The organism is Burkholderia sp. BCC0405 (genome assembly GCF_902833075.1).
Taxonomy (GTDB): domain Bacteria; phylum Pseudomonadota; class Gammaproteobacteria; order Burkholderiales; family Burkholderiaceae; genus Burkholderia.
The window spans coordinates 317,605-339,348 of sequence record NZ_CADFEO010000003.1 but is presented as its reverse complement, the minus strand read 5'-3'; the positions used below and the strand labels follow the sequence as shown (position 1 = coordinate 339,348).

The window sequence follows — 21,744 nt, the reverse complement described above, 5'->3', positions numbered from 1 at the left end:
CGATGTTCACCGCGCTCAGCGCGCGGCTTTCTGCACGAACTGCGGATCGACACCGGCCGAGTAGTCGGCGAGCACCGTCTGGATCGTGCCTTGCGATTTGAGGAACGTGGCGGTGGCCGCGAGCGATTTCGCGGCGCCCGATTGCGCGCCGCCACCGAGCCACGTCGGCGACGCCTGCTCGGCCGCCGTCGGGAATGCGTAGAGCGCGAGGCTGGCCGGCACATCCTGCGCGTTCGCGCCCGATACCTTAGCCACCGCCGCGACCTGCGGCGAGCCGACCTTCCACGCCGCCGCATGCGCGCGATAGTCGGCATCGGCGGCGGCCAGCACCTTCACGAAACGCGTGACGAACTCTGGGTTCTCGCGCGCGAACTTGCGGCTCACGACGAAGCCGTCGAAGGTCGCCTTGCCGCTTTCTTTCGCCACTTGCCCCGACGTCGTCAGCACGGTGCCCGACTGCTTGACCTTCGCGAGCACCGGATCCCAGATGTAGGTCGCGTCGATGTCGCCGCGCGCCCACGCCGCCGCGACTTCGGGCGGGCGCAGGTTGACGATCTTCACGTCGTTCGGATTGACGCCCGCGGCCTGCAGTGCGACGAGCGTGTGGAAATGCGACGTCGACACGAACGGCACGCCGATCTTCCTGCCCTTCAGCGCCGCGATACTCGTGACGCCGGAACCGTTGCGCGCGACGAGCGCCTCGGCGTCGTTGATGTTGTCGAGCACCCAGAACAGCGAGATGTCGAGCCCCTGCGACAGGCCGGCCGCGATCGGGCTCGAGCCGGCTTCGCCGAGCTGCACGGAGCCCGACGCGAGCGCGCGGATCACGTCGGCGCCGCTGTCGAGCTTGCGGAACCTGACCTTGTAGCCGGTCGCCTTTTCGACTTCACCGCTCGCCTGCGCGTAGCGCCACGGCACGACCATGTCCTGGTACGCGATCACGACTTCGCGCGATTCGGCGTGCGCCGCGCCGAGCGCGGCAAAGGCGGTCAGTGCGACGACGGCGCGGCGGATGAAGCTGAAGCGGGACATGCGGCTCTCCTTCGGAATGCGGGCATTGCTGCGGGAGAGCCGACTATAGGAGCTTTGCGCGCGGCGGGAGCGAACTTATCGTGCGAAGCTATCGATGCCGTTTCAGCTTTGCTTTCCATGCTCGACCGGATTGCGCGTCCGGTCGGGTGACGATTGCCGTGCGACCGCAGGAATGGCGGCCGCACCAGCAAAAAAGCCCGCATCGCTGCGGGCTTTTTCGACTGCGTGACTGCCGCAGGAACGCGGCGCTCAGACCACCCCGGCCCCGTGCGCCTGCAGATCGGCGTGATAGCTCGACCGCACCATCGCGCCGACCGCCGCGTGCGTGAAGCCCATCTTGTACGCCTCTTCCTCGTACATCTTGAACGTATCCGGATGCACGTACGCACGCACCGGCAGATGGTGCTCGGACGGCTGCAGGTACTGGCCGATCGTCAGCATGTCGACGTCGTGCGCGCGCAGGTCGCGCATCACCTGCAGGATTTCCTCTTCGGTTTCGCCGAGGCCGACCATCAGGCCCGACTTCGTCGCGACGTCCGGATGCAGCGCCTTGAAATCCTTCAGGAGCTTCAGCGAGTGCGCGTAGTCCGAACCCGGGCGCGCTTCCTTGTACAGGCGCGGCACCGTTTCGAGGTTGTGGTTCATCACGTCCGGCGGCGCGGCGTTCAGGATCGAGATCGCGCGGTCGAGACGGCCGCGGAAGTCCGGCGTCAGGATCTCGATGCGCGTTTCCGGCGACTGCTCGCGCACTTCGCGAATGCACTCGACGAAGTGGCCGGCGCCACCGTCGCGCAGGTCGTCGCGGTCGACGCTCGTGATCACCACGTACTTGAGCTTCAGCGCGCCGATCGTGCGCGCGAGGTTCTTCGGCTCGTCCGGATCCAGCGGATCGGGGCGGCCATGGCCGACGTCGCAGAACGGGCAGCGGCGCGTGCACTTGTCGCCCATGATCATGAACGTCGCGGTGCCCTTGCCGAAGCATTCGCCGATGTTCGGGCAGCTCGCTTCCTCGCACACCGTATGCAGGTTGTGCTCGCGCAGGATCGTCTTGATCTCGTTGAAACGCGAGCTGCCGGTGGCCGCCTTCACGCGGATCCACTCGGGCTTCTTCAGCTTCTCGATCGGAATGACCTTGATCGGGATGCGCGCCGTCTTCGCCTGCGCCTTCTGCTTGGCGGTCGGATCGTAGGCAGCGGTCGCGGCCGAATCGGCCGGTGCGGGAGAAGCGGTAACGTCAGTCATTCGATTGTTCCAGTGCCTGCGGCTTGTCGGCGGCCGCGGATGCGCCGTCGAGGTTGGCGATCAGACGGCGCACCAGCGTATGGGCGACGTCGTTCCAGTCGGCGGCAACCTCGAGGCTCGCCATGTCGACGGTTTCCAGTCCGGCATAGCCGCACGGGTTGATCGCAAGAAACGGGCGCAGATCCATCTTCACGTTCAGGCTCAGCCCGTGATAGCTGCAGCCGTTACGGATCTTCAGGCCGAGGGCCGCGATTTTCGCGCCCTCGTGCACGCCGGATGCCACGTAGATCCCGGGCGCGCCCGCCTTGCGGACCGAAGCGAGATTATACGCCGCGAGGGTTTCGATCACGGCCTCCTCGATCTTCGTCACCAGCGTGCGCACCATCAGCTTGCGCCGGCGCAGGTCCAGCAGCAGGTAGGCGACGATCTGGCCGGGGCCGTGGTAAGTGATTTGCCCGCCGCGGTCGACCTTCACGAGCGGCACGCCGCTGTCGGCCACCAGCAGGTGGGCCGGGTCGCCGGCCTGGCCGAGCGTGTAGACGGGCGGGTGCTCGACCAGCCAGATCTCGTCGCCGGTGTCGGCCGTGCGCGTGTCGGTGAACGCGCGCATTGCGTCGAAACTCGCCTCGTAGGTCTCGACGCCCCGCCAGCGCACGGTGACCGGCTGGGCCGGCTGATCCGGTGACCCGGCGGGCGATGCGGAAACGGCAACAGGCGTGGACACGATGGAAACCGGCGAAACGGACATGGGCGGTAGTTTACCGAAAACCCGTGGGTCTCGCCGGCCCGGGAGAGGGGACGGATCACCGTTATCCGTCGAAAGAAATGATGGTCAGACGGTGCGCCATCCGTCATGGAGCAGCGCGCTCACGCGTTCGCGCAGCCGCGCCAGCCCGCCGAGCGCGACTTCCCGCGGCGGCCGCGACACCGAGAATGCCACGCACGTGCCCTCCCGGCCTTCCGCGCTCAGCCACAGCCGCTCGCCGCGGCGCAGCTTCAGCGTTTCACCGTCGACCAGGAAGTAGTCGTTGACGTCGTTGCTGCGCGTCGCCCACACCGGCCCGCGCTGCACCACCAGCCGCGTGCTGCGTTGCACCTTCATCGGCACGGTTTCGCCCGCGGGGATTTCGAACGTGATGCTTGAAGAAATTTCTTGCATGATCGACTCCGCCAATAAATGCTTCGATGGCTACAATCGTAGTCACTTCAAGGCGTCCGACAAAACGACCAATTTTCACGTCGATGTGAGGAAAATTAGCAAATGGACCTCCGCCAGCTGCCCGCGCTGAACGCGATTCGCGCGTTCGAAGCCGCCGCCCGTCACGAGAATTTCTCCCGCGCCGCCGACGAGCTGTTCGTCACGCACGGCGCGGTCAGCCACCAGGTGCGCGCGCTCGAGGAGGAGCTCGGCGTGCAGCTTTTCACGCGCAACGGCAAGCGACTGTGCCTGACCGACGCCGGCATGCGCTACGCACAGCAGATCCGCACCGCGCTGATGGTGATCGCCGATGCGACCCGCGACGTGCGCGCGAGCGACCGCGACCGGCGGCTCGTGGTGTCGATGCTGTCGTCGTTCGCCGCGCGCTTCATCACGCCGCGCATCGGCACGTTCATCGAGCGGCATCCGGAAATCGACGTCGAGCTGCAGTCGACCAACACGCTCACCGATTTCGCGCGCGACGACGTCGATCTCGCGATCCGCTTCGGCTTCGGCAGCTATCCGGGGCTGCATGTCGAGCCGCTGTTCGAGGAAGTGTTCTTTCCGGCGTGCGCGCCGACGCTGAACGGCGGCAAGCTGCCGCAGACACCCGCCGATCTCGTGCATTACAACCTGCTGCGCTCGGACGACGAGCTGTGGCGCCCGTGGTTCGACGCGGCCGGGCTCAAGACGCTGACCGAGCCGAAGCGGGGGATTCTGTACCAGGATTCGTCGAACCTGCTGCTGGCCGCGATCGACGGCCAGGGCATCGCGCTGGTGCGCCGCTCGCTCGCGGTGCACGACCTGCTCGACGGACGCATCGTGCGCCTGTTCGACATCGACGAGCCGAGCCCGTGGCATTATTTTTTCGTGTGCCCGCCGCCGCTGCTGAATGCGCCGCGCGTGCAGGCGTTCCGGAACTGGCTGTTCGAGGAAGTCGCCGAATACAAGCGGCTGTGCGACGAGCTGGACGCGCGGCGCGCGGCGGGGAAGCGTCCCGCCGAGTGCGCGCAGGAAGGAGGATGGAAGGCGCTTAGAGCACAACCTTGACCATCGGATGGCCGGTCAGTGCGCGGTAGATGTTGTCGAGCTGTTCCTGGCTCGTCGCCCGCACGGTGATCGTGAGGCCCGTGTAATTGCCGCCGCTCGACGCACGCTCCTCGATCTTCTCGACATCGATCTCGTTGTCGTGAACGGCCACGACCTTGAAGATCGTGTCCTTGAACTCGGGGTGCGCCTTGCCCATGATCTTGATCGGGAAATCGCACGGGAACTCCAGCAGCGACTCCTTCCGGGTATCGATCGCGCCGGTCACCTCGATGGTTTTGGTCGGTTCGCTCATCATTTTCTCCGGGTTAGGTCAAACTGTTCAAACTCGCGCGCCTTCGCGCGCTGGTACGCGTCATACAGGGCCGCGAACACGGGGCCGGGCTTGCCGCCCTGCACGGGCAGGTCGTCGAGCGACGTGACGGGCAGCACTTCCTTCGTGGCCGACGTGATCATGATTTCGTCGGCTGCGCGCAACTCCACTTCGCTGATCTCGCGTGCAACGAACGGGATCTTGCATTCATCCGCCAGTTCCTCGATCAGCGCGTAGCGGATCCCTTCGAGGATCTTGTTGCTGCGCGGCGGTGCGAGCAGTTCGCCGTTCTTCACGATCCACACGTTCGACGACGAGCCTTCCGTCAGGTTGCCGTCGCGCAGCTGCAGCGTCTCGAACGCATCGCGTTCGGCCGCATGCTGCGCCATCAGCACGTTGCCGAGCAGCGAGATCGACTTGATGTCGCAATGCAGCCAGCGGCGATCCTCGGCCGTCACGCAGCGCACACCCTGCGCGCGCTCTTCGGCGGACGGCAGGCGCAGCGGGCTCGTCATCATGAACACCGTCGGCACCGCGTTCGCCGGGAACGCGTGGCCGCGCTTCGCGACGCCGCGCGTCACCTGCAGGTAGACGAGCGCGTTGCCGTCGCCGAGGCCTTCGGCGTTCGCCGCGACCACCCGTTCGATCAGCGCGCGCCAGCCCGCCGCATCGTGCGGGCTCGCGATGCCGATCTTCTTCAGGCTGCGCTCGAGCCGCGCCAGATGCTGCTCGATCCGGAACGGCACGTGCGCGCCGTCGTGCGCATAGACGGGAACGACTTCATACACGCCGTCGCCGAAGATGAACCCGCGGTCCAGCACCGGTACGCGGGCTTCCGACAGCGGCACCATTTCCTCCTGCGACGACACGCTGAGGTAGACGATCGGTTCGAATTCGGCTTGGCTCATGGCTATGATGGGGATGAAGTCGTGGAAACAAAGGCCCGTCGTGCTTACTTCTTCTTGCTGAACATCAGCAGGATCGAGTCCCAGATACGCCCGAAGATACCCGCTTCCGGCACCGCCTGCAGCGCGACGACCGGGAATTCCGACAGCGTCTTGCCGTCGGCGACGATCTTCACGGTGCCGACCTGCTGGCCTTCCGCGAGCGGCGCGATCAGCGGCGCGTTGACGTCGACTTCCGTCTTGACCTTGTCGCCGAGGCCGCGCGGCACGGTCGCCCACTGGTCGCCCTGCACGCCGACCTGCACGGTGTTGTCCTTGCCCTTGTAGATGCGCGGCGTCGAGATCGCCTGGCCGCCCTTGAACAGGCGCACCGAATCGAACGCGCTGTAGCCGTAGTTCAGCATCTTCATGCTGTCCTGCGTGCGCTCGCCTTCCTTCTGCTCGCCCATCATCACCGACACCAGGCGGCGCTGGCCGTCCACACCCGGAATCGCGCGCTTCGCCGACGCGATCAGGCAGTAGCCGGCCGCTTGCGTATGGCCCGTCTTCAGGCCGTCGACCGTCGGGTCGAGCCACAGCAGGCGGTTGCGGTTGCCCTGGCGGATGTTGTTGTACTTGAATTCCTTCTCCGAGAAGATGCTGTAGTACTGCGGAAAATCGCGGATCAGGTGGGCGGACAGCTTCGCGAGATCGCCGGCCGTCGTGTAGTGGTTCGGGTCGGGCATGCCGTTCACGTCGGCGAAGTGCGTGCCCTTCATGCCGAGGCGCTGCGCCTCGTCGTTCATCATCGTGACGAACTGCCCTTCGCTGCCGCCGACGAGTTCGGCCAGTGCGATCGCGGCGTCGTTGCCCGACTGGATGATCATCCCGTACACGAGATCGTGCACGGACACCGGCTTGTTCGCCTCGATGAACATGCGCGACTCGTCGCGGCCGACGCGGCGCACGGCTTCGCTCGGCGTGACGATCTGCTCCATCGAGATCTTCTTCTTGTCGAGCGCCTCGAACACGAGGTACGCCGTCATCAGCTTCGTCAGCGATGCGGGCTCGACGCGTTCATCGGCATTGCCCGACGCGAGCACCGTGTTGCTGGTCGCATCGACGAGCACCCACGAGCGTGCATTCACGCCCGGCGGCGGCACCGCGCCCGGCATGTAGGTCGCGGGCGCGCCGGTGAACTGCTCGGTGGCGGCCGGCGCTGCATGCGCGGCCCGGGCCTTGGCGGCCGGCTTCGCCTCGGCGACGACGATCGTCGACGCGAGCGCAACGGGCAGCATCACGCCGAGCGCGACGTTGCGCGCGGCGGTGCCAAAGGCGATGGAAGAAGCGAGGGACTTGAGGCCTTGGGGAGACAGACGCATGATCGATTCAGGCTGATGGCAGAAAGTGCGGTGCGAAACGCGCAGGGTTGAACGGCAAGGCGGCGGGCGTTTCGGGCACTCGCCCGAGATCGTCGGGCGACGCGAAACGCGCCGGTTGGACTCGTGCGGACGCGTTCGGTTCGCGGCCGTCGCGAGCGGGCGGACAGGCGGCGAAACGAGCGCCGCATGGGCCCAGCCGGGCCGCGGGCGACGCGGAATGCGGCCATTATACGTGGCCGCGCAGGGCGTTTTCGCGAACCTGGCGCCGGACGGCCGCACATCGGCCGCACATCGGCATCGGGCGCAGGGTGACGGCAAGCCGCACGTCATCGCACGCGAAGCTGTGCGAAAGGCGTGCGCAGGCGAGGTGGAAGTCGGGTTGCGCCGCACGCGGCGGCGCGATGTCGCGCGGCGGGAACGCGCGTCCGGCGCGTGCCGGAGATCCCGTGCGAGAGGCGACGCGGGCTACCGGCGTTACGCCGGCACCCGCGCACCGACTAGCGCCATGCGTCGACGATGATGCGCTTCAGCACATGCAGCTTGCGATGCAGGAAATGCTCGGCGCCGGGAATCACGACGACCGGCAGTTCCTGCGGCCGCGCCCAGTCGTACACGGACGCGATCGGCACCGTGTCGTCGGTTTCGCCGTGGATCACGAGCGTATTCTCCGGCACGTCGGCCACCTGCCAGCGGCTCGCGGCCGTGCCGACGAACACCATCCGCTCGATCGTCTCGCCCGCGTCGCGCAGCCGCTTCGCGACGTGCGACAGCACGAACGTGCCGAACGAGAAGCCCGCGAGCACGAGCGGCAGGTCGGCATACGCAGGCTGCGCGCGCATGTGCGCGAGCACCGCGAGCAGGTCGTCGGCCTCGCCGGTGCCGTTGTCGTGCACGCCTTCGGTCGCGCCGACGCCGCGGAAGTTCGACCGGAACACGACGTAGTTCAGCTGCACGAGCGTGCGCGCGAGCGTCTGCGCGACCTTGTTGTCCATCGTGCCGCCGAACAGCGGATGCGGATGCGCGACCAGCGCGATGCCGCGCGGCGCGGCGCCGCCTTCGCGCACCGCGTCGGGGAGGTCGACCGCGATTTCGATCTGCCCGACCGGCCCCGCGATCAGCGACTTCTGCGTATGTACGTTCATTCGGCCGGCCCGCTCAGATCTTCAGGCGGTCGACGACCTTGCCGTCGCGCAGGTGCGATTCGACGATCTCGTCGATGTCGGCCTGGTCGACGTAGGTGTACCACGTGCCTTCCGGATACACGACCATCACGGGCCCTTCCTCGCAGCGGTCGAGGCAGCCGGCCTTGTTGATGCGAACCTTGCCGGGCCCCGCGAGGCCGAGCTCCTTCACGCGCTTTTTCGCGTATTCCTGCATGGTCTGCGCATCGCATTGCGCGCAGCTCGGGCGTTCGGCGCCCGGTTCGCGCTGGTTCAGGCAGAAGAAGACGTGGTGCTGGTAGTAGGAATCCATGATGGTGACGAGCGGCCCGGCGCGAGGCCGTGCGGAAAGAGGAGCGGTTGCCGCTGCGCGGGGCAACGGAGGATGCGGACGATTATAGCGAGCGGCGCACGGCGCTGCCCGCGATAACGCTGCGGCCGCGTTATCGCAGCCGCCGCGTCACCGCGTCACCGCCGCAATGCGGCCGGCAGCCACGCATGCTCGACGCGCTGGCCGAGCCAGATCAGCGCCGCGTAGGGCCAGATCCACGCGAGCCAGCGCGCGAGGCTGTTGAAGTGCAGGTAGCGCCCCTGCCGCCAGCCCGACAGCGTGAAGTCGAAGAACGGGTTGACCGGCAGCAGGTTCACGAGCGCCACGCCGGCCAGCAGCGCGAGCGCCGCAAGCGTCGCGCGCCAGGTCGCCGGCACGTGCAGCGTGACGAGCGCGGCCGCGAAACCGAGCTCGATCCCGAGCCGCGCGCCGGGCGTCGCCCACACGACGACGAGGCCGGTGGCCGACTGCATGAACGTCGCGGCCGCCTTCAGCACGAGCGTCGCGGCGACGAGCGCGATCAGGAGCCGGATGCGCGGCGCGCGCGGCCGCATCGCGAGCGACGCGATCGTCAGCGCGGCGAACAGCATCAACCCGCCGAGCGCGGCCTCCCACCCCGAGTCGGACAGCCAGCCGTCGACGCGCTCCGGCCATTCGCCCACGCGCCACGCGGCCGGCAACCACGCAAGCAGCGCGTCCTGCATCGACGCGTCGGCCCGCTCCCACAGCGCGGCCGGCCAGTCGCCGATGCCGAACAGGAACGGCGACGGAAACAGGATCGCGAACGGCCACAGCCCGGCGAGCAGCAGCGGTGTCGCGCCGTCGTCCTCGAACCACGCGAAGCGCAACCGGCGCAACGCGCCGCGATCGAGCAGCGCACCGGTGGCCGGCGCGACGAGCGCCGCGCCCAGCAGCGCGCCGAGCGCGTTGGCCGCGAGATCGAGATTCGACGCGACGCGCGTCGGCAGGTAGGTTTGCAGCGCTTCCATCGAGCCGGACAACAGCACGCCGAGCCCGGCCGCGATCAGCGTCGCGGCCACGCCGCGCCGGCGCGGGTGCAGCGCGAGCACGGCGAGCGCACCGAACGGCATGTAGCCGAGCACGTTCGTGACCACGTCGAATGCGGTCACGTAGCGCTGCATCGGCGCGAACAGGTAGTCGAACGGCCCGATGCCGAGCGATACCCAGCCTTCGAACGGATACAGCGACGCGTAGACGATGAGTGCCGCGTAAGCGGCAAAGGCCTGGCGCGCGAACGGCGAGGCGCGAGGCGTACCGGTCGCGCTCATCGCGGCTGCGCGGCACGTGTCACGGCGTGCCCGCGTACGCCTGCATGCCGACCCACGCGGCGATCTGCGACACGAGCTGGTCGCTCGCCGTCGCGAGCGCGCGGGCGCCGCCCGCCGCGTCCGGCGTGCTCGACGGCGCGCGTGCAACGAACGTGCGCTGGCCGAGCACCTTGCCGTCCAGCATCAGCGTCGCGCGCGCGATGACGGCGCCGTGGCTCTGCGACTGGCCGTCGAACACCTGTTCGAATTCGTTCAGGTCGACCTTCAGCGTCGGCGCGCGCACGCCGTCGGACCCTTCGAGCACCGTGCCACGCGACGACAGCGCGCCGCGCAGCCGCTGCGTGAGCAGTTGCGCGGGCGGCGCGGTCCAGCGGCTGTCGCGATAGACGGCCACGTGCTGCGCGTCCACGTAGGCGAGACGGTACGCGAATTTGTCGGAGTCGAGCGCGTCGGGCGCGGCAACGTCGAGCACCTTCAGCGCGGGGCCCGGGCCTGCGGTCACGACCGACGTGGCCGGCCCGAGGTCGTAGCGGACATTCGACAGCACCGCGCTGTTGCCGGCGCAGCCGGCCGCGAGCGAGAGCGTCAGCACGGCAAGCGCGGCCGCGGCGGGACGCAGCGCGCGGTCAAGGATTCGTGGCATGGCGTGTTCCTGCATGATGTTTCCGGTTTCGATGGGTATCACTGCCCGGCCGTCGCACCCGGCCAGACGAAGCCCGGCTCGCCGGGCCCCGGCGCCGCGCCGGGCGAACCGAACAACAGACTGCGCGGATTGCGGCCAAGTTCACCGGCCACGTCCTTCAATTGCCGCGATGCGTCGCCGACGCTGCCGGCCAGCGCGTTAAAACGCGGCAGCGTGTCGTACTGCACGCGCGCGTTGAGACCGTTCAGCGCGACGCCGATCTGCTCCGCGGCCGTGCCGGCCTTGTTCAGGTTCGACACGAGCGGCCCGTTCGGCTGCAGCAGCGTGTTCGCCGACGCCATCGCGCGGTTCACCTCGTGCATCGTTTCCGGCAGCGCGGTCACCGCCGGGCCGAGCTGCTTCGTCAGCGTGGTGGCGCCATCGGCCGCGTGCTGCAGGCTTTCAGCGGTCGCGCGCAGCTGCTCGCGCATCTCGGGCGACATCAGCGCGTTCGCGCTCTTCGCGGCCAGTTCGAGCTGCCGCAGCAGCACATCGCCGCGCTCCTGGATCTGGTCGAACAGGCTCGGGCGCATCGGGATCTGCGCGATCGCCTTCGTCGACGACGGCAGCGGCGCCAGATCGCGGCCCGTGTCCTCGAGCTGCACGAACGCGATGCCCGTCACGCCCTGGAAGCCGAGGCTGCCATAGGTCGACTGCGTGATCGGCGCGTCGTGGTCGACGAGGATGCGGATCCGGATCTGGCCCGGATGCACGCGATCGAAGCCGATCGACTGCACCTTGCCGACGTCGAGGCCGCGAAAGCGCACGGCCGCGTCCGGAAACAGCCCCGTCACGTTGGTGCGCGCGAGCAGGTCGTACGGCACGCGCACGGTACGGTCGACGTTGAACCAGAACACGGTGCCCGCGATCGCGAGCGTCAGCGCGATCGTGAACAGGCCGGCCCAGAACGCATGTGATTTGTTTTCCATTCGCGGATTCCTTCGTGCCTACAGCTCGACGCTCGACAGCGCCGGTTCGAGGGCCGCCTTCGGCAGCTTCGCGCGCCGCTCGGGCGGCAGCGCCTGCAATGCGCGGCGCCCGCGCAGCCCCAGGAAATATTCGTGGATGAACGGATGGTCGACGTTCGCGACCTCCTCGACCGGCGCGGCGACGAGCACCTTGCGGTCGGCCAGCACCGCGACGCGCGTCGACAGCGCGACCATCGTGTCGAGATCGTGCGTCACCATCACGACGGTCAGGCCGAGCGTGCGGTGCAGCGTCGCGATCAGCTCGACGAATTCGTCCGACGCCTGCGGATCGAGGCCGGCCGTCGGCTCGTCGAGGAACAGCAGCTCGGGCTCGAGCGCGATCGCGCGCGCGATGCCGACCCGCTTGACCATCCCGCCCGACAGCGCGGCCGGCATCTTCGACGCGTGCTTGCACGGCAGCCCGACCATCTCGAGCTTCAACATCACGATGTCGTGCAGCAGATCCGGCGGCACGCGGCCGAGCTCGCGCAGCGGCTGCGCGACGTTGTCGAACACCGTCATCGACGAGAACAGCGCGCCCTGCTGGAACAGCATCCCGGAGCGCGTGCGCATCATCCGCGCGCTCGCGTCGTCGATCGTCGCCGTATCCTCGCCGAACACCTTGATCGTGCCCGAGGTCGGCCGCTCGAGGCCGAGGATCTGCCGCACGAGCGTCGTCTTGCCGGAGCCCGAGCCGCCGACGATCGACACGATCTCGCCGCGCCGCACGTCGAAGTCGAGCTTCTGGTGAATGATGTTGCGCCCGTAGCGCTTGGTCAGGTTGCGCACCTCGATCACGAGGTCGGCGGCATCCGCCGCCGCCGGCGTGCCGATCGACCCGGCTCCGATGGCCGCGGCGTGGGCGTCCGTTTCGTTCGACACGTTCATCCGAGCCCCACGTTCTGGAACAGGATCGCGAACACCGCGTCGGCGAGGATCACGACCGTGATCGACGACACGACCGACGTGGTCGTGCCTTCGCCGAGGCTCTGCGAGTTCGCCTTGATCCGGAAGCCGAAATGGCAGGCGACCAGTGCGATCAGCATGCCGAACACGACGCCCTTGCCGACCCCGATGTACAGGTTCGCGATCGGCACGACGCCCGGCAGCGAGCGCACGAAATAGTTGACGTCGATGCCGAGCACGAGCTTCGCGGCAAGCGCGCCGCCCGTCAGCGCGATGATGTTGGTCCACATCACGAGCAGCGGCATCGCGACGCCGAGCGCGAGCACGCGCGGCAGGACCAGCCGCAGCCCGTGCGGGATGCCCATCACGCGCATCGCGTCGAGCTCCTCGGTCACGCGCATCACGCCGATCTGCGCGGTGATCGCCGAGCCCGAGCGGCCCGCGACGAGGATCGCCGACAGCACGGGGCCGAGCTCGCGGATCACCGACAGCCCGAGAATGTTCACGATGTAGCGGTTCGCGCCGAACATCTGCAACTGCTGCGCGGACAGGTAGCTGAGCACGATGCCGATCAGGAACGCGACGAGCGCCGTGATCGGCAGCGCCTGCGTGCCCGCGCTGTAGATGTTCGCCGACGGTTCCTTCCACGGCATCGTCCGCGGGCGGCGCAGCACCGACAGCGCGTCGAGGATCACGAGGCCGAACATCGCGATGCCGCCCTGCAGGTGTTCGCCGAACGTGAAGATTGCCTGGCCGAGCCGCGTGACGGGATCGACGCGCACGATGCGCTCGGGCGCCTCGCGCTGGCTGTCGAGCCGCTCGATGCGCTCGAAGATCGTGCGCTGGTTGTCGCTCAGCGCGACGCCGGCCGGCAGCTTGCGCCCCCACACGCGCCACAGCGCCTGGCCACCGACGTGGTCGAGCCGCTCGATGCCGGACAGATCCCATTCGCTCACGCGCCCGGACGCGATGCTCGCGACGCGGCGCGCGACCACGCCGCGATTGCGTGCAAGCGCGAGCGCGGTCCACTGGCCGGTCAGGCGCACCGTCTGGCCCTGGCCGCCGGCATCGACCGACAGGCCGGGAGGAGTCTCGAAGTCCAAGGGCAGGTTGTTTGCAAAATGGTGACAGCGGCCATTGTAGCGAACCGCCCGGCGACGCGACGTGAGGATTTCCGTGGGAACGCCTGGCTGGGGCGTCCGGCCCGGGACGCCCGCCCCGGGGTGCGCGTGGAAGCCGACGCCCCCTGCCCGTTGCCGGCTTCATCACCTTTCATTCTTCCGTCACGTTTTCTTTCGATACTCTCACGCGCCGCACATCAGGCCGTCGGCGCCCCGCGCCGCCATGCGTTGCGTACCGCGCACTCCATAAAACAGAACACCGAACAGGACAACCGATGCGTCTCCCCCCGCTTTCCCGCCGTCGCATGCCGGCCATCGCCGTGCTCGCCAGCCTCGCCTTCATCCTCGCCGCGTGCGGCGGCGACGACGTCACCTCGCCGCCGGTGACGCCGCCGGCGGCCCAGGCGCCCGTCGGCACGACGGCCACGCTCGCGCTGCTGGAGACGACCGACCTGCACACCAACGTGCTGTCGTACGACTATTTCAAGCTCGCCGCCGACAACTCGCTCGGCTTCGAGCGCGTGTCGACGCTGATCGCGCAGGCGCGCGCGCAGTATCCGAACACGCTGCTGCTCGACAACGGCGACACGATCCAGGGCACCGCGCTGTCGGACTACCAGGCGCTCGTGAAGCCGGTCGGCTGCGACCAGACGCTCGCGATCTACAAGGTGATGAACGCCGCGAAATTCGACGGCGGCGGGATCGGCAACCACGAATTCAACTACGGGCTGCCGTACCTGTCGCAGGTGACCGGCAACACGTTCGAGGTCGACGGCCTGCCCGCGCCGGCCCAGCAGAAGAAGTGCGCGGGCCCGAACTTCCCGCAGGTGCTCGCGAACGTGATCAGCGCGAAGACCAACGCGCCGCTGTTCGCGCCGTACACGATCCTGACCCGCACCGTGACCGCGACGACGCCGGACGGCAAGACGATCAGCGCGCCCGTGAAGATCGGCATCATCGGCTTCACGCCGCCCGCGATCATGAACTGGGACAAGCGCTGGCTCGACGGCAAGGTCTACACGACCGGCCTGAAGGAAGCCGCCGAAAAGTACATTCCGGAGATGCGCGCGAAGGGCGCCGATCTCGTCGTCGCGATCTCGCACGGCGGCCTCGACAATTCCGCGTATTCGCCGACGATGGAGAACGGCAGCTGGTGGCTGTCGAAGGTGACCGGCATCGACGCGATGCTGATCGGCCACTCGCACCAGGTGTTCCCGGACGCGAACAGCACCGTGTCGCAATTCAACCTGCCAGGCGTCGACAAGGTCAAGGGCACCGTCAACGGCGTGCCGACCGTGATGGCCAACTACTGGGGCAAGCACCTCGGCGTGATCAAGCTCGGCCTGAAGTTCGACGGCAAGACGTGGAGCGTCGACAAATCGCAGACGACCGTCGAGGCGCGACCGATCCAGAACGCCGACAAGAGCTACGTCGCGGCCGATCCGTCCGTGTCCGCCGCGATTGCCGCCGAGCACCAGGCGACGATCGACTACGTGAAGACGCCGATCGGCTCGACCGACTACCGGATGAACTCGTACTTCGCCGACGTAGGCGACCCGGGCGCGATCCAGATCGTCAACGAGGCGCAGGCCGACTACGTGAAGACCTACGTGCAGGCGAACCTGCCGCAATACGCGTCGCTGCCGGTGCTGTCGGTCAGCGCGCCGTTCAAGAGCGGCTTCGGCGGCGGCACCGACTACACCGACGTCGCGCCGGGCGCGCTCGCGATCAACAACGCGGCCGACCTGTACCTGTACCCGAACACCGTGTACGCGGTGAAGGTAAGCGGCGCCGACGTGAAGAACTGGCTCGAAACGGCCGCGAAGCGCTTCAACCGGATCGACCCGACCAAGGCAACCGTGCAGCCGCTCGTCAGCACGTTCCCCGGCTACAACTTCGACATGTTCACGTCGGCCGATCTCGCGTATGAGATCGACGTCACGCAGCCGGTCGGCAGCCGGATCAGGAACCTGACGTACAAGGGCGCGCCGATCGACCCGAACGCGCAGTTCATCGTCGCGACCAACAACTATCGCGCGAGCGGCGGCGGCAACTTCCCGGGCCTCGACGGCAGCAAGACGATCTTCGCGTCGCCCGATGCGAACCGCGACGTGCTGATCGCATTCATCAAGAAGCGCGGCGCGATCACGCGTGCGGCCGACGGCGCGCAGCGCAGCTGGCGCTTCACGAAACTCGCGAGCTCGGTCGCGCACGTGCAGTTCGCGTCCGCGCCGAACCGTCTCGGCGACGCGGCGGCGGCCGGCCTGACCGGCATCACGCAGGTCGCGGCCGACGACGGCTCGGGCAAGAACCTCGCCACCTACGAAATCGACCTCACGCAATGAGACACGCGATGCAACCGATCCGGACGATGCGGCCGGCCGAAACCGGCTTCGCCGCCGCCGCGCGGCGCCTGCTGCGCGCGAAACTCCCGCCGGCCGCGCTGCTCGCGGCGGCGGCCATGACCGTCGCGGCCGTCGTCGCGACAACTGGCCTGCGTGGCGCCGGCCCCGCGCCGAGCGCCGCGCAGCTCGACGAGTGGCAGGCGATGGTCACGCAGGCCACCGAGCCGCATGCACTCGCGCAATTGCGCACGCTCGCGCGCCGCGGCTCGGGCGCCGCGCAGGCGGCGCTCGGCATCGCGCTCGTCGATGCCCGCGAACCGGGGCTGCGCGACGAGGGGCGCGGCTGGCTGGAAACGGCCGCGACGGCAGACAGCAAGGCCGACGCGCCGGCCGCCCGGCGCGCGCAGCTCGCGCTCGGCAAGGCGTTGCTGCTCGGCAGCGGCGACATGCCGAAGGACTATGCACGCGCCCGTACGCTGCTCGGCGAAGCGGCCGCGCAGGGCGACCCGGCCGCCGCGTATTACCTCGGGCTGATCCATCGCAGCGGCTACGGCGTCGCCGCCGATCCGGTGCAGGCCGCGCACTGGTTCGAGATCGCGTCGCGCGCGGACATTCCGGCCGCGGACTTCATGCTCGCGAACGCGTACCGCGAAGGCAGCGGCGTGCCGCGCGACGAGGCGCGCGCGCTGGCGCTGTATCGCCGCGCCGCCGAGCACGAGCTGCCGGAAGCCGTACAGACGCTCGCGATGGCCTATCGCAACGGCGAACTCGGGCTCAAGCCCGACGCGGACGAATTCCACGCGCAGTGGATCGAGACCGCGCATGCGCTGAAGCATCCGGTTGTCGCGCCGTGATGTGATGGTTGTTCGGCTTGCGCGGGTGCTGGCGCGAGCCATCGGGACGAGAGCGGCGCGCTGATTCTCGGGTCGGCCCGCCACGGCCCGGCGCTGGAGGGCAGGATGCTGCGTTGACGTCCGAGGAAAACCTCGACGCGCTGGAGCGGATCGAAGAGCATTGAGTCGTTTGGCCGGGCGCTGGCATACGATCGCTCCGTCATTGCGAGCAGCGCTAAAGCAAGCGGGACACGTAAGGGTCAAGATAAAGCAGACCCGTGAGCAGGGTCCCGATTCCGAGCGCCGCACTCCATCTTTTGCATGACCAACGCCGATACGCTATTGCATTGATGGCGCCGAAGAACACCGCCGGCGCAAACAAGTACGTAAAAAAAAGCAGCCCTTGCCACCATGACATCGGGCATTTGTCGATCTCGTAGCATCCCCGCGCCGGCGTGCCTGAAGTTTCCGGCCATCTTATATGGCTGTATGCATCAAGGTAGAGCCAGGCCAATAGCAAGCCCCCGAAGACTCCAGAAAGCGTAATCGCGAATCGCTTCACTCGATCTCCCAAAACCAGATTGAATTCGATCTCCCGAAATCGGAATAGCTGAGGCTTGGCAGGACACTTGCACCTTGCCGAAATGATGCTATCCCGATATATCGCCCTATCGTGGCGGTCGCACCCCAGAAACCATTCATCGTCATTCGAGAGCCGTTCCAGAGATCAATGTGCCCTCCGCTAGCATTCGATTCCGACTCGCCGGCGCGCGTCCAGTAACCGTCAAACATGACAATGCCTGTACGTCCCTTTATTTTTGCCTCCCAGTTCGCGCCGGTAATTGCCTCCGCCTTTCCGAGACCTGCAAATGGTTGCAACCTGAGCCACGCCCCAAGTTCATTGGCACGTGTCGCCGTCGCCTTCCCATCTATCAGAATTCTCCCAATACTCGGTTGATCGCCTAGCGGCTTGACCAGCTTCGACGAAAACGACTTCATGTCGACCCCGACGCGATGCAGGGCAACACTCACGCGAATTGCACATTGGTTTGTATAAGCAGGGTTGTCATATGGGTTACCCGACGGGTAAGCATCCCACAGCTCGCTGAACGTCACTGCCCGAAGCTGCACTTCCTTGATTGAGAGCGGGGTCGTATTTCCCCTCACCATTATCGATCTGTTGGGCATGACGGCCAGTCCTTGTGGGCAAGCGCATCCTCACCCCAATATATTTGGTAACTCCCGGAAATCTCGGTATGGATTCGCGGCAATCGACCATTGGTATCGACGCGCCCGGCGATCGTGCGCCCATCGGCCATTTCGATCAAATACGGATAGCTCTGCGGCAGCCTGGTGCCAATGCAGGCGCGCACCTGTTCGTCATAGGTAGGAGTAACGTCAGATCGCGTCGCGACGGTATGCTCTTTTTCATTGACCTCTGCAATTCGTTGTTTTTTCTCAGCGGCTGCCGCATCTTCTGACGTCAGAATCATCTTCATGCCACGCTCGGCATAAAAGACGGGGGGCGGACTACATCCACATGCATTGACATCGCCACTCAATGCCCACTGCTGCCCATTGGGCCCCGTACCAGGCAAACGCGGACCTTGCGGCGCGATGAACCCTTCCCGTTTGCAAGCCGTGCAGTAGGTTTTCATGTAGAGCGTGGCGATCTGTACGCGCGGGGGTGGATTGGAACACGTGACGAACTCCAGCCCTTCCGTGATCACGGCGTTACCGCCCCGGTCGCCTTTGGCGAGGAAATAACGAATCATGCCGACTCGCCTCGAAACGTCGCGCCCGAACGCTTCGTATCCGTATAAAGACGAACCGTTCCCGATTCGATGACTGTCTTATCGCCAGCCCGGATACGCCGGCCGCTTTCCGCAGCAAACCGACAGATAACCGTAAAAGAAGATGCTGGCGACTCTTGCCCGTTGCTCATCTGGATTCCCCGTCGTCAATGGTTGGCATCCAAAATGCCCAATCAGCACAAGGGAATCAATCAGACGAATTCGAAATCCTAATCAATTTATATGAATCGACCATGCTTTTCCCATCACCCGACAAGAACCGGGCCGGACTTCATTTGGCTTGACGATGCACTTCCGCTTGAACACGCGACATCTTCTCTTGGCGGCAACGAAATTCGGGCCAATGCGTCGCGACGATCCAAGCAAGCGCCCCGACAAACGCTTCGCCGGCTTCCCGACGCGCCCCCGCCCCCTGTCGCTACAATAGCCCCATGAACGCCCCCACCTCCACCGACACGCCCGATTCCGGCGACGCGCACATCGCACGCAACCGGCTCGAGGCGCACCTGGACGCCGCGCCGCGTGCGTGGCCGCTCGACATCGTCGCCGCCACCGGCTCGACCAACGCCGACGTCGCGGCGCGGCTCAAGGCGCTGCCGCGCAGCGCGAACGCGTTGCCCGCGCCGCTCGTGCGCGTCGCGTTCGAACAGACGGCCGGCCGCGGCCGGCAGGGCCGCCCGTGGTTCGCGCAGCCCGGCAATGCGCTCCTCTGCTCGGTCGGCTGCATCGTGCCGCGCCCTGTCGACGCGCTCGGCGGCCTCAGTATCGCGATCGGCGTCGCGCTCGCCGAAGGGCTGGCCGCGCTGCCGCTCGACGCCCGCTCGCGCGTCGCGCTCAAATGGCCGAACGACCTGCTGCTGACGGCCACCGACGACGGCGCGCCGCGCATCGTCGGCAAGCTCGCCGGGATCCTGATCGAAACCGTCTGGACCACCGCCGACGCGACCGCCGTCGTGATCGGCTTCGGCATCAACGTGCACGGCGCGGAAGCCGTCGCCGCGCAGGTCGACGCGCTGCGCGCGCGCGAAGCGACCCTCGCGATCGGGCTGCCGCCGGCCGCGCTGTCGATCGCGTGCGCATCGGCCAACCTCACCGATACGCTCGCCGCGTCGCTGAACGCGCTCACGCCCGCGCTCGCGCAGTTCGGCACCGACGGGCTCGCGCCGTTCCTGCCGCGCTGGCACGCATTGCACGCGTACGCCGGCCGCGAAGTCGTCCTGCTCGAACAGGGCGTCGAACGCGCACGCGGCATCGCAACGGGTATCGATGCGACCGGCCAGTTGCTGCTCGATACGCCGAACGGCATGCAGGCGATCGCGGCCGGCGACGTGTCGCTGCGCGAAGCGCAATGAGCGAGCCGCACCTGCTGATCGACGCCGGCAACAGCCGGATCAAGTGGGCGCTCGCCGATGCGCAGCGCACGCTTGTCCAGACCGGCGCGTTCGGCCACGCACGCGACGGCGGCGCCGATCCCGACTGGTCGAGCCTGCCGCGTCCGCACGACGCATGGATCTCGAACGTCGCGGGCGCCGACGTGGCCGCCCGGATCGACGCGCTGCTCGACGCCCGCTGGCCGGGCCTGCCGCGCACGACGATACGCTCGCGCCCCGCGCAATGCGGCGTGACGAACGGCTATACGACGCCCGACCAGCTCGGCAGCGACCGCTGGGCCGGCCTGATCGGCGCGCACGCGGCCTTTCCCGGCGAGCATCTGCTGATCGCGACGTTCGGCACCGCGACGACGCTCGAGGCACTGCGCGCGGACGGCCGCTTCACGGGCGGTCTGATCGCGCCGGGGTGGGCACTGATGATGCGCGCGCTCGGCACGCACACCGCGCAGTTGCCGACGCTGACCACCGATATCGCAAGCGGCCTGCTTGCAGATGCGCAAGCGGAGCCGTTCCAGGTCGATACGCCGCGCTCGCTGTCGGCCGGCTGCCTGTACGCACAGGCCGGGCTGATCGAACGCGCGTGGCGCGATCTCGCGGATGCCTGGCAGGCGCCCGTGCGGCTCGTGCTGGCAGGCGGCGCGGCGGACGACGTCGCGCGTGCGCTGACGGTCCCGCATACCCGGCACGATGCACTGATCCTGTCCGGGCTCGCGCTGATCGCCGCGGAAGCCGCGGCCGCACCGGCGGCGCAGGCGTGACGGAAAGGCGCCGGCAGCGCGCCGGCGCACGGCGACGCGAGCCCATGCGGGCCTGCGTCAAGATGACGGTGAAGAACGGGCGGCGCCACGACGGCAGCCCGCACGCACGGTCACCGGAAGGCGTGAAATAGCCGGCGATGCGGCCGGCCCGATTGAATGACGTGAACCACGTCAATGACGACGAGGAGTGTCGACGATGCTGCGCTGGCTGATCGCTGTTCTCTTTCTCGCCAACATGCTTGCGTTCGTGGCGGCACGCGGCGTGTTCGGGCCGCTGCCGGCGGCCGGCCCGCGCGAACCGGGCGTGCTGGCGCGGCAGGTGCGGCCCGATGCGCTGCGCGTGACGCCGCTCGCGCAGGCAACCGACCAGCCCGTCATCGGCGGCCCGATCACGCCGCCTGCCGTCACGGCCGAGCCGCTCGCGGCGTCCGCGCCCTGACGGCGCCGGACTGCGCTCAGGACTGTTGCGCGCGCACCTTCTTCAGCAACGCGGTAGTCGAGCGATCGTGCTCGAACGGAATCGCCAGCGCGCGGCCGCCCCAGCCGCGCACCAGCGCCGACTCCGGCAACGCATCCATGTCGTAGTCGCCCCCCTTCACGAGAATGTCCGGCCGGACGGCCTCGATCAGCGACACCGGCGTCTTTTCCTCGAACGTCACGACCCAGTCGACGCTTTCCAGCGCCGCGAGCAGCGCCGCGCGATCTTCCTCGCGATTGATCGGCCGGTCGTCGCCCTTGCCGAGCATGCGTACCGACGCGTCGCTGTTCACACCGACGATCAGGCATGCGCCGAGCGCTTTCGCGTCGGCGAGATACGTGACGTGGCCACGATGCAGGATGTCGAATACGCCGTTGGTGAACACGACGGGTGACGGCAGTGACGCACGCAGGGCGACGAGGGCATCACGGGTGATCAGCTTGCGTTCGAAGGTGGCGGACATGATGGAGGCTGGACGGAATGAACAACGGCGCGCGCGGCGGCGGCGCCAGATAAAAAGCCCGCCGGACTGACCGGGCGGGCTTCATGCAACGGGTACGGCATCGCGCA

Annotated in this window: 23 protein-coding genes; 6 read left to right on the top strand and 17 right to left on the bottom strand. The window is 67.6% G+C overall.

Annotated elements, in window-relative coordinates:
* Positions 1-15: 15 nt before the first annotated feature.
* The 4 genes from tauA to HWX36_RS06780 form a co-directional block, all read right to left on the bottom strand.
* Positions 16-1,032 (bottom strand): taurine ABC transporter substrate-binding protein, encoded by a 1,017-nt coding sequence (gene tauA, locus HWX36_RS06795; RefSeq protein WP_175951428.1) that lies wholly within the window; start codon positions 1,030-1,032, stop codon positions 16-18.
* 249 nt (positions 1,033-1,281) lie between these two features.
* Positions 1,282-2,274, bottom strand: coding sequence for a lipoyl synthase (gene lipA, locus HWX36_RS06790; protein ID WP_175951427.1), 993 nt, complete (start codon positions 2,272-2,274; stop codon positions 1,282-1,284).
* The gene (lipB, locus tag HWX36_RS06785; protein ID WP_175951426.1) at positions 2,267-3,022 is read right to left on the bottom strand and encodes a lipoyl(octanoyl) transferase LipB; all 756 of its coding nucleotides are present in this window, start codon (positions 3,020-3,022) and stop codon (positions 2,267-2,269) included. The genes lipA and lipB overlap by 8 nt, the downstream gene beginning before the upstream one ends.
* An 84-nt stretch (positions 3,023-3,106) precedes the next feature.
* Positions 3,107-3,433, bottom strand: a complete 327-nt coding sequence (locus HWX36_RS06780; protein ID WP_175951425.1) for a DUF2917 domain-containing protein — start codon at positions 3,431-3,433, stop codon at positions 3,107-3,109.
* Between the two features lie 102 nt (positions 3,434-3,535).
* Here HWX36_RS06780 and HWX36_RS06775 point away from each other — a divergent pair, with 102 nt between their 5' ends.
* On the top strand, positions 3,536-4,522 hold the full coding sequence (locus HWX36_RS06775; protein WP_175951424.1) for a transcriptional regulator GcvA: 987 nt from the start codon (positions 3,536-3,538) through the stop codon (positions 4,520-4,522).
* Here HWX36_RS06775 and HWX36_RS06770 read toward each other — a convergent pair.
* The 10 genes from HWX36_RS06770 to HWX36_RS06725 form a co-directional block, all read right to left on the bottom strand.
* Positions 4,506-4,814 carry a YbeD family protein gene (locus HWX36_RS06770; protein ID WP_011353335.1) on the bottom strand — a complete coding sequence of 103 codons (309 nt, stop codon included), beginning with the start codon at positions 4,812-4,814 and terminating at the stop codon, positions 4,506-4,508. The two genes, HWX36_RS06775 and HWX36_RS06770, sit on opposite strands and share 17 nt — an antisense overlap.
* On the bottom strand, positions 4,814-5,740 hold the full coding sequence (locus tag HWX36_RS06765) for a D-amino acid aminotransferase (protein WP_175951423.1): 927 nt from the start codon (positions 5,738-5,740) through the stop codon (positions 4,814-4,816). Before HWX36_RS06765 ends, HWX36_RS06770 begins: the two co-directional genes overlap by 1 nt.
* A gap of 44 nt (positions 5,741-5,784) precedes the next feature.
* A complete protein-coding gene (locus tag HWX36_RS06760) occupies positions 5,785-7,098 on the bottom strand; it encodes a D-alanyl-D-alanine carboxypeptidase family protein (RefSeq protein ID WP_175951422.1) in 1,314 nt (437 codons plus the stop codon).
* A gap of 497 nt (positions 7,099-7,595) precedes the next feature.
* Positions 7,596-8,240 carry an alpha/beta hydrolase gene (locus tag HWX36_RS06755; RefSeq protein WP_021157030.1) on the bottom strand — a complete coding sequence of 215 codons (645 nt, stop codon included), beginning with the start codon at positions 8,238-8,240 and terminating at the stop codon, positions 7,596-7,598.
* Positions 8,241-8,253: 13 nt separating this feature from the next.
* Positions 8,254-8,571, bottom strand: coding sequence for a ferredoxin (locus tag HWX36_RS06750; RefSeq protein ID WP_011694422.1), 318 nt, complete (start codon positions 8,569-8,571; stop codon positions 8,254-8,256).
* Between the two features lie 155 nt (positions 8,572-8,726).
* Positions 8,727-9,878 carry a VanZ family protein gene (locus HWX36_RS06745; RefSeq protein ID WP_175951421.1) on the bottom strand — a complete coding sequence of 384 codons (1,152 nt, stop codon included), beginning with the start codon at positions 9,876-9,878 and terminating at the stop codon, positions 8,727-8,729.
* A gap of 19 nt (positions 9,879-9,897) precedes the next feature.
* Complete coding sequence (locus HWX36_RS06740) at positions 9,898-10,521, bottom strand: ABC-type transport auxiliary lipoprotein family protein (RefSeq protein WP_175951420.1); 624 nt, start codon at positions 10,519-10,521, stop codon at positions 9,898-9,900.
* 38 nt (positions 10,522-10,559) lie between these two features.
* Complete coding sequence (locus HWX36_RS06735) at positions 10,560-11,489, bottom strand: MlaD family protein (protein WP_175951419.1); 930 nt, start codon at positions 11,487-11,489, stop codon at positions 10,560-10,562.
* Positions 11,490-11,507: 18 nt separating this feature from the next.
* A complete protein-coding gene (locus HWX36_RS06730; RefSeq protein WP_175951418.1) occupies positions 11,508-12,416 on the bottom strand; it encodes an ABC transporter ATP-binding protein in 909 nt (302 codons plus the stop codon).
* Positions 12,413-13,537 (bottom strand): ABC transporter permease, encoded by a 1,125-nt coding sequence (locus HWX36_RS06725; RefSeq protein ID WP_175951417.1) that lies wholly within the window; start codon positions 13,535-13,537, stop codon positions 12,413-12,415. The genes HWX36_RS06730 and HWX36_RS06725 overlap by 4 nt, the downstream gene beginning before the upstream one ends.
* A 293-nt stretch (positions 13,538-13,830) precedes the next feature.
* Here HWX36_RS06725 and HWX36_RS06720 point away from each other — a divergent pair, with 293 nt between their 5' ends.
* Positions 13,831-15,900 (top strand): bifunctional 2',3'-cyclic-nucleotide 2'-phosphodiesterase/3'-nucleotidase, encoded by a 2,070-nt coding sequence (locus HWX36_RS06720; protein WP_175951416.1) that lies wholly within the window; start codon positions 13,831-13,833, stop codon positions 15,898-15,900.
* Between the two features lie 8 nt (positions 15,901-15,908).
* Positions 15,909-16,754 carry a tetratricopeptide repeat protein gene (locus HWX36_RS06715; RefSeq protein ID WP_175951415.1) on the top strand — a complete coding sequence of 282 codons (846 nt, stop codon included), beginning with the start codon at positions 15,909-15,911 and terminating at the stop codon, positions 16,752-16,754.
* Between the two features lie 537 nt (positions 16,755-17,291).
* On the opposite strand, the gene HWX36_RS06710 is transcribed toward HWX36_RS06715, so the two are convergent.
* Together HWX36_RS06710 and HWX36_RS37040 are read right to left on the bottom strand one after the other, a co-directional pair.
* On the bottom strand, positions 17,292-17,921 hold the full coding sequence (locus HWX36_RS06710) for a type VI secretion system amidase effector protein Tae4 (protein WP_175951414.1): 630 nt from the start codon (positions 17,919-17,921) through the stop codon (positions 17,292-17,294).
* Entirely contained in the window at positions 17,903-18,508 is a 606-nt protein-coding gene (locus HWX36_RS37040; protein WP_244136331.1) for a hypothetical protein, read from the bottom strand. The genes HWX36_RS06710 and HWX36_RS37040 overlap by 19 nt, the downstream gene beginning before the upstream one ends.
* 470 nt (positions 18,509-18,978) lie before the next feature.
* On the opposite strand from HWX36_RS37040, the gene HWX36_RS06700 reads away from it, so the two are divergent.
* The 3 genes from HWX36_RS06700 to HWX36_RS06690 all read left to right on the top strand — a co-directional run bounded on the left by HWX36_RS06700 (position 18,979) and on the right by HWX36_RS06690 (position 21,135).
* Positions 18,979-19,899, top strand: coding sequence for a biotin--[acetyl-CoA-carboxylase] ligase (locus HWX36_RS06700; RefSeq protein ID WP_175951413.1), 921 nt, complete (start codon positions 18,979-18,981; stop codon positions 19,897-19,899).
* Entirely contained in the window at positions 19,896-20,696 is an 801-nt protein-coding gene (locus HWX36_RS06695) for a type III pantothenate kinase (RefSeq protein ID WP_175951412.1), read from the top strand. The genes HWX36_RS06700 and HWX36_RS06695 overlap by 4 nt, the downstream gene beginning before the upstream one ends.
* Positions 20,697-20,892: 196 nt before the next feature.
* Entirely contained in the window at positions 20,893-21,135 is a 243-nt protein-coding gene (locus tag HWX36_RS06690; protein ID WP_175951411.1) for a hypothetical protein, read from the top strand.
* A 16-nt stretch (positions 21,136-21,151) separates the two neighbouring features.
* On the opposite strand, the gene rfaE2 is transcribed toward HWX36_RS06690, so the two are convergent.
* Positions 21,152-21,637: a D-glycero-beta-D-manno-heptose 1-phosphate adenylyltransferase gene (gene rfaE2 / locus HWX36_RS06685; protein ID WP_069248974.1), complete on the bottom strand. Its 486-nt coding sequence runs from the start codon at positions 21,635-21,637 to the stop codon at positions 21,152-21,154.
* Positions 21,638-21,744 lie beyond the last annotated feature (107 nt).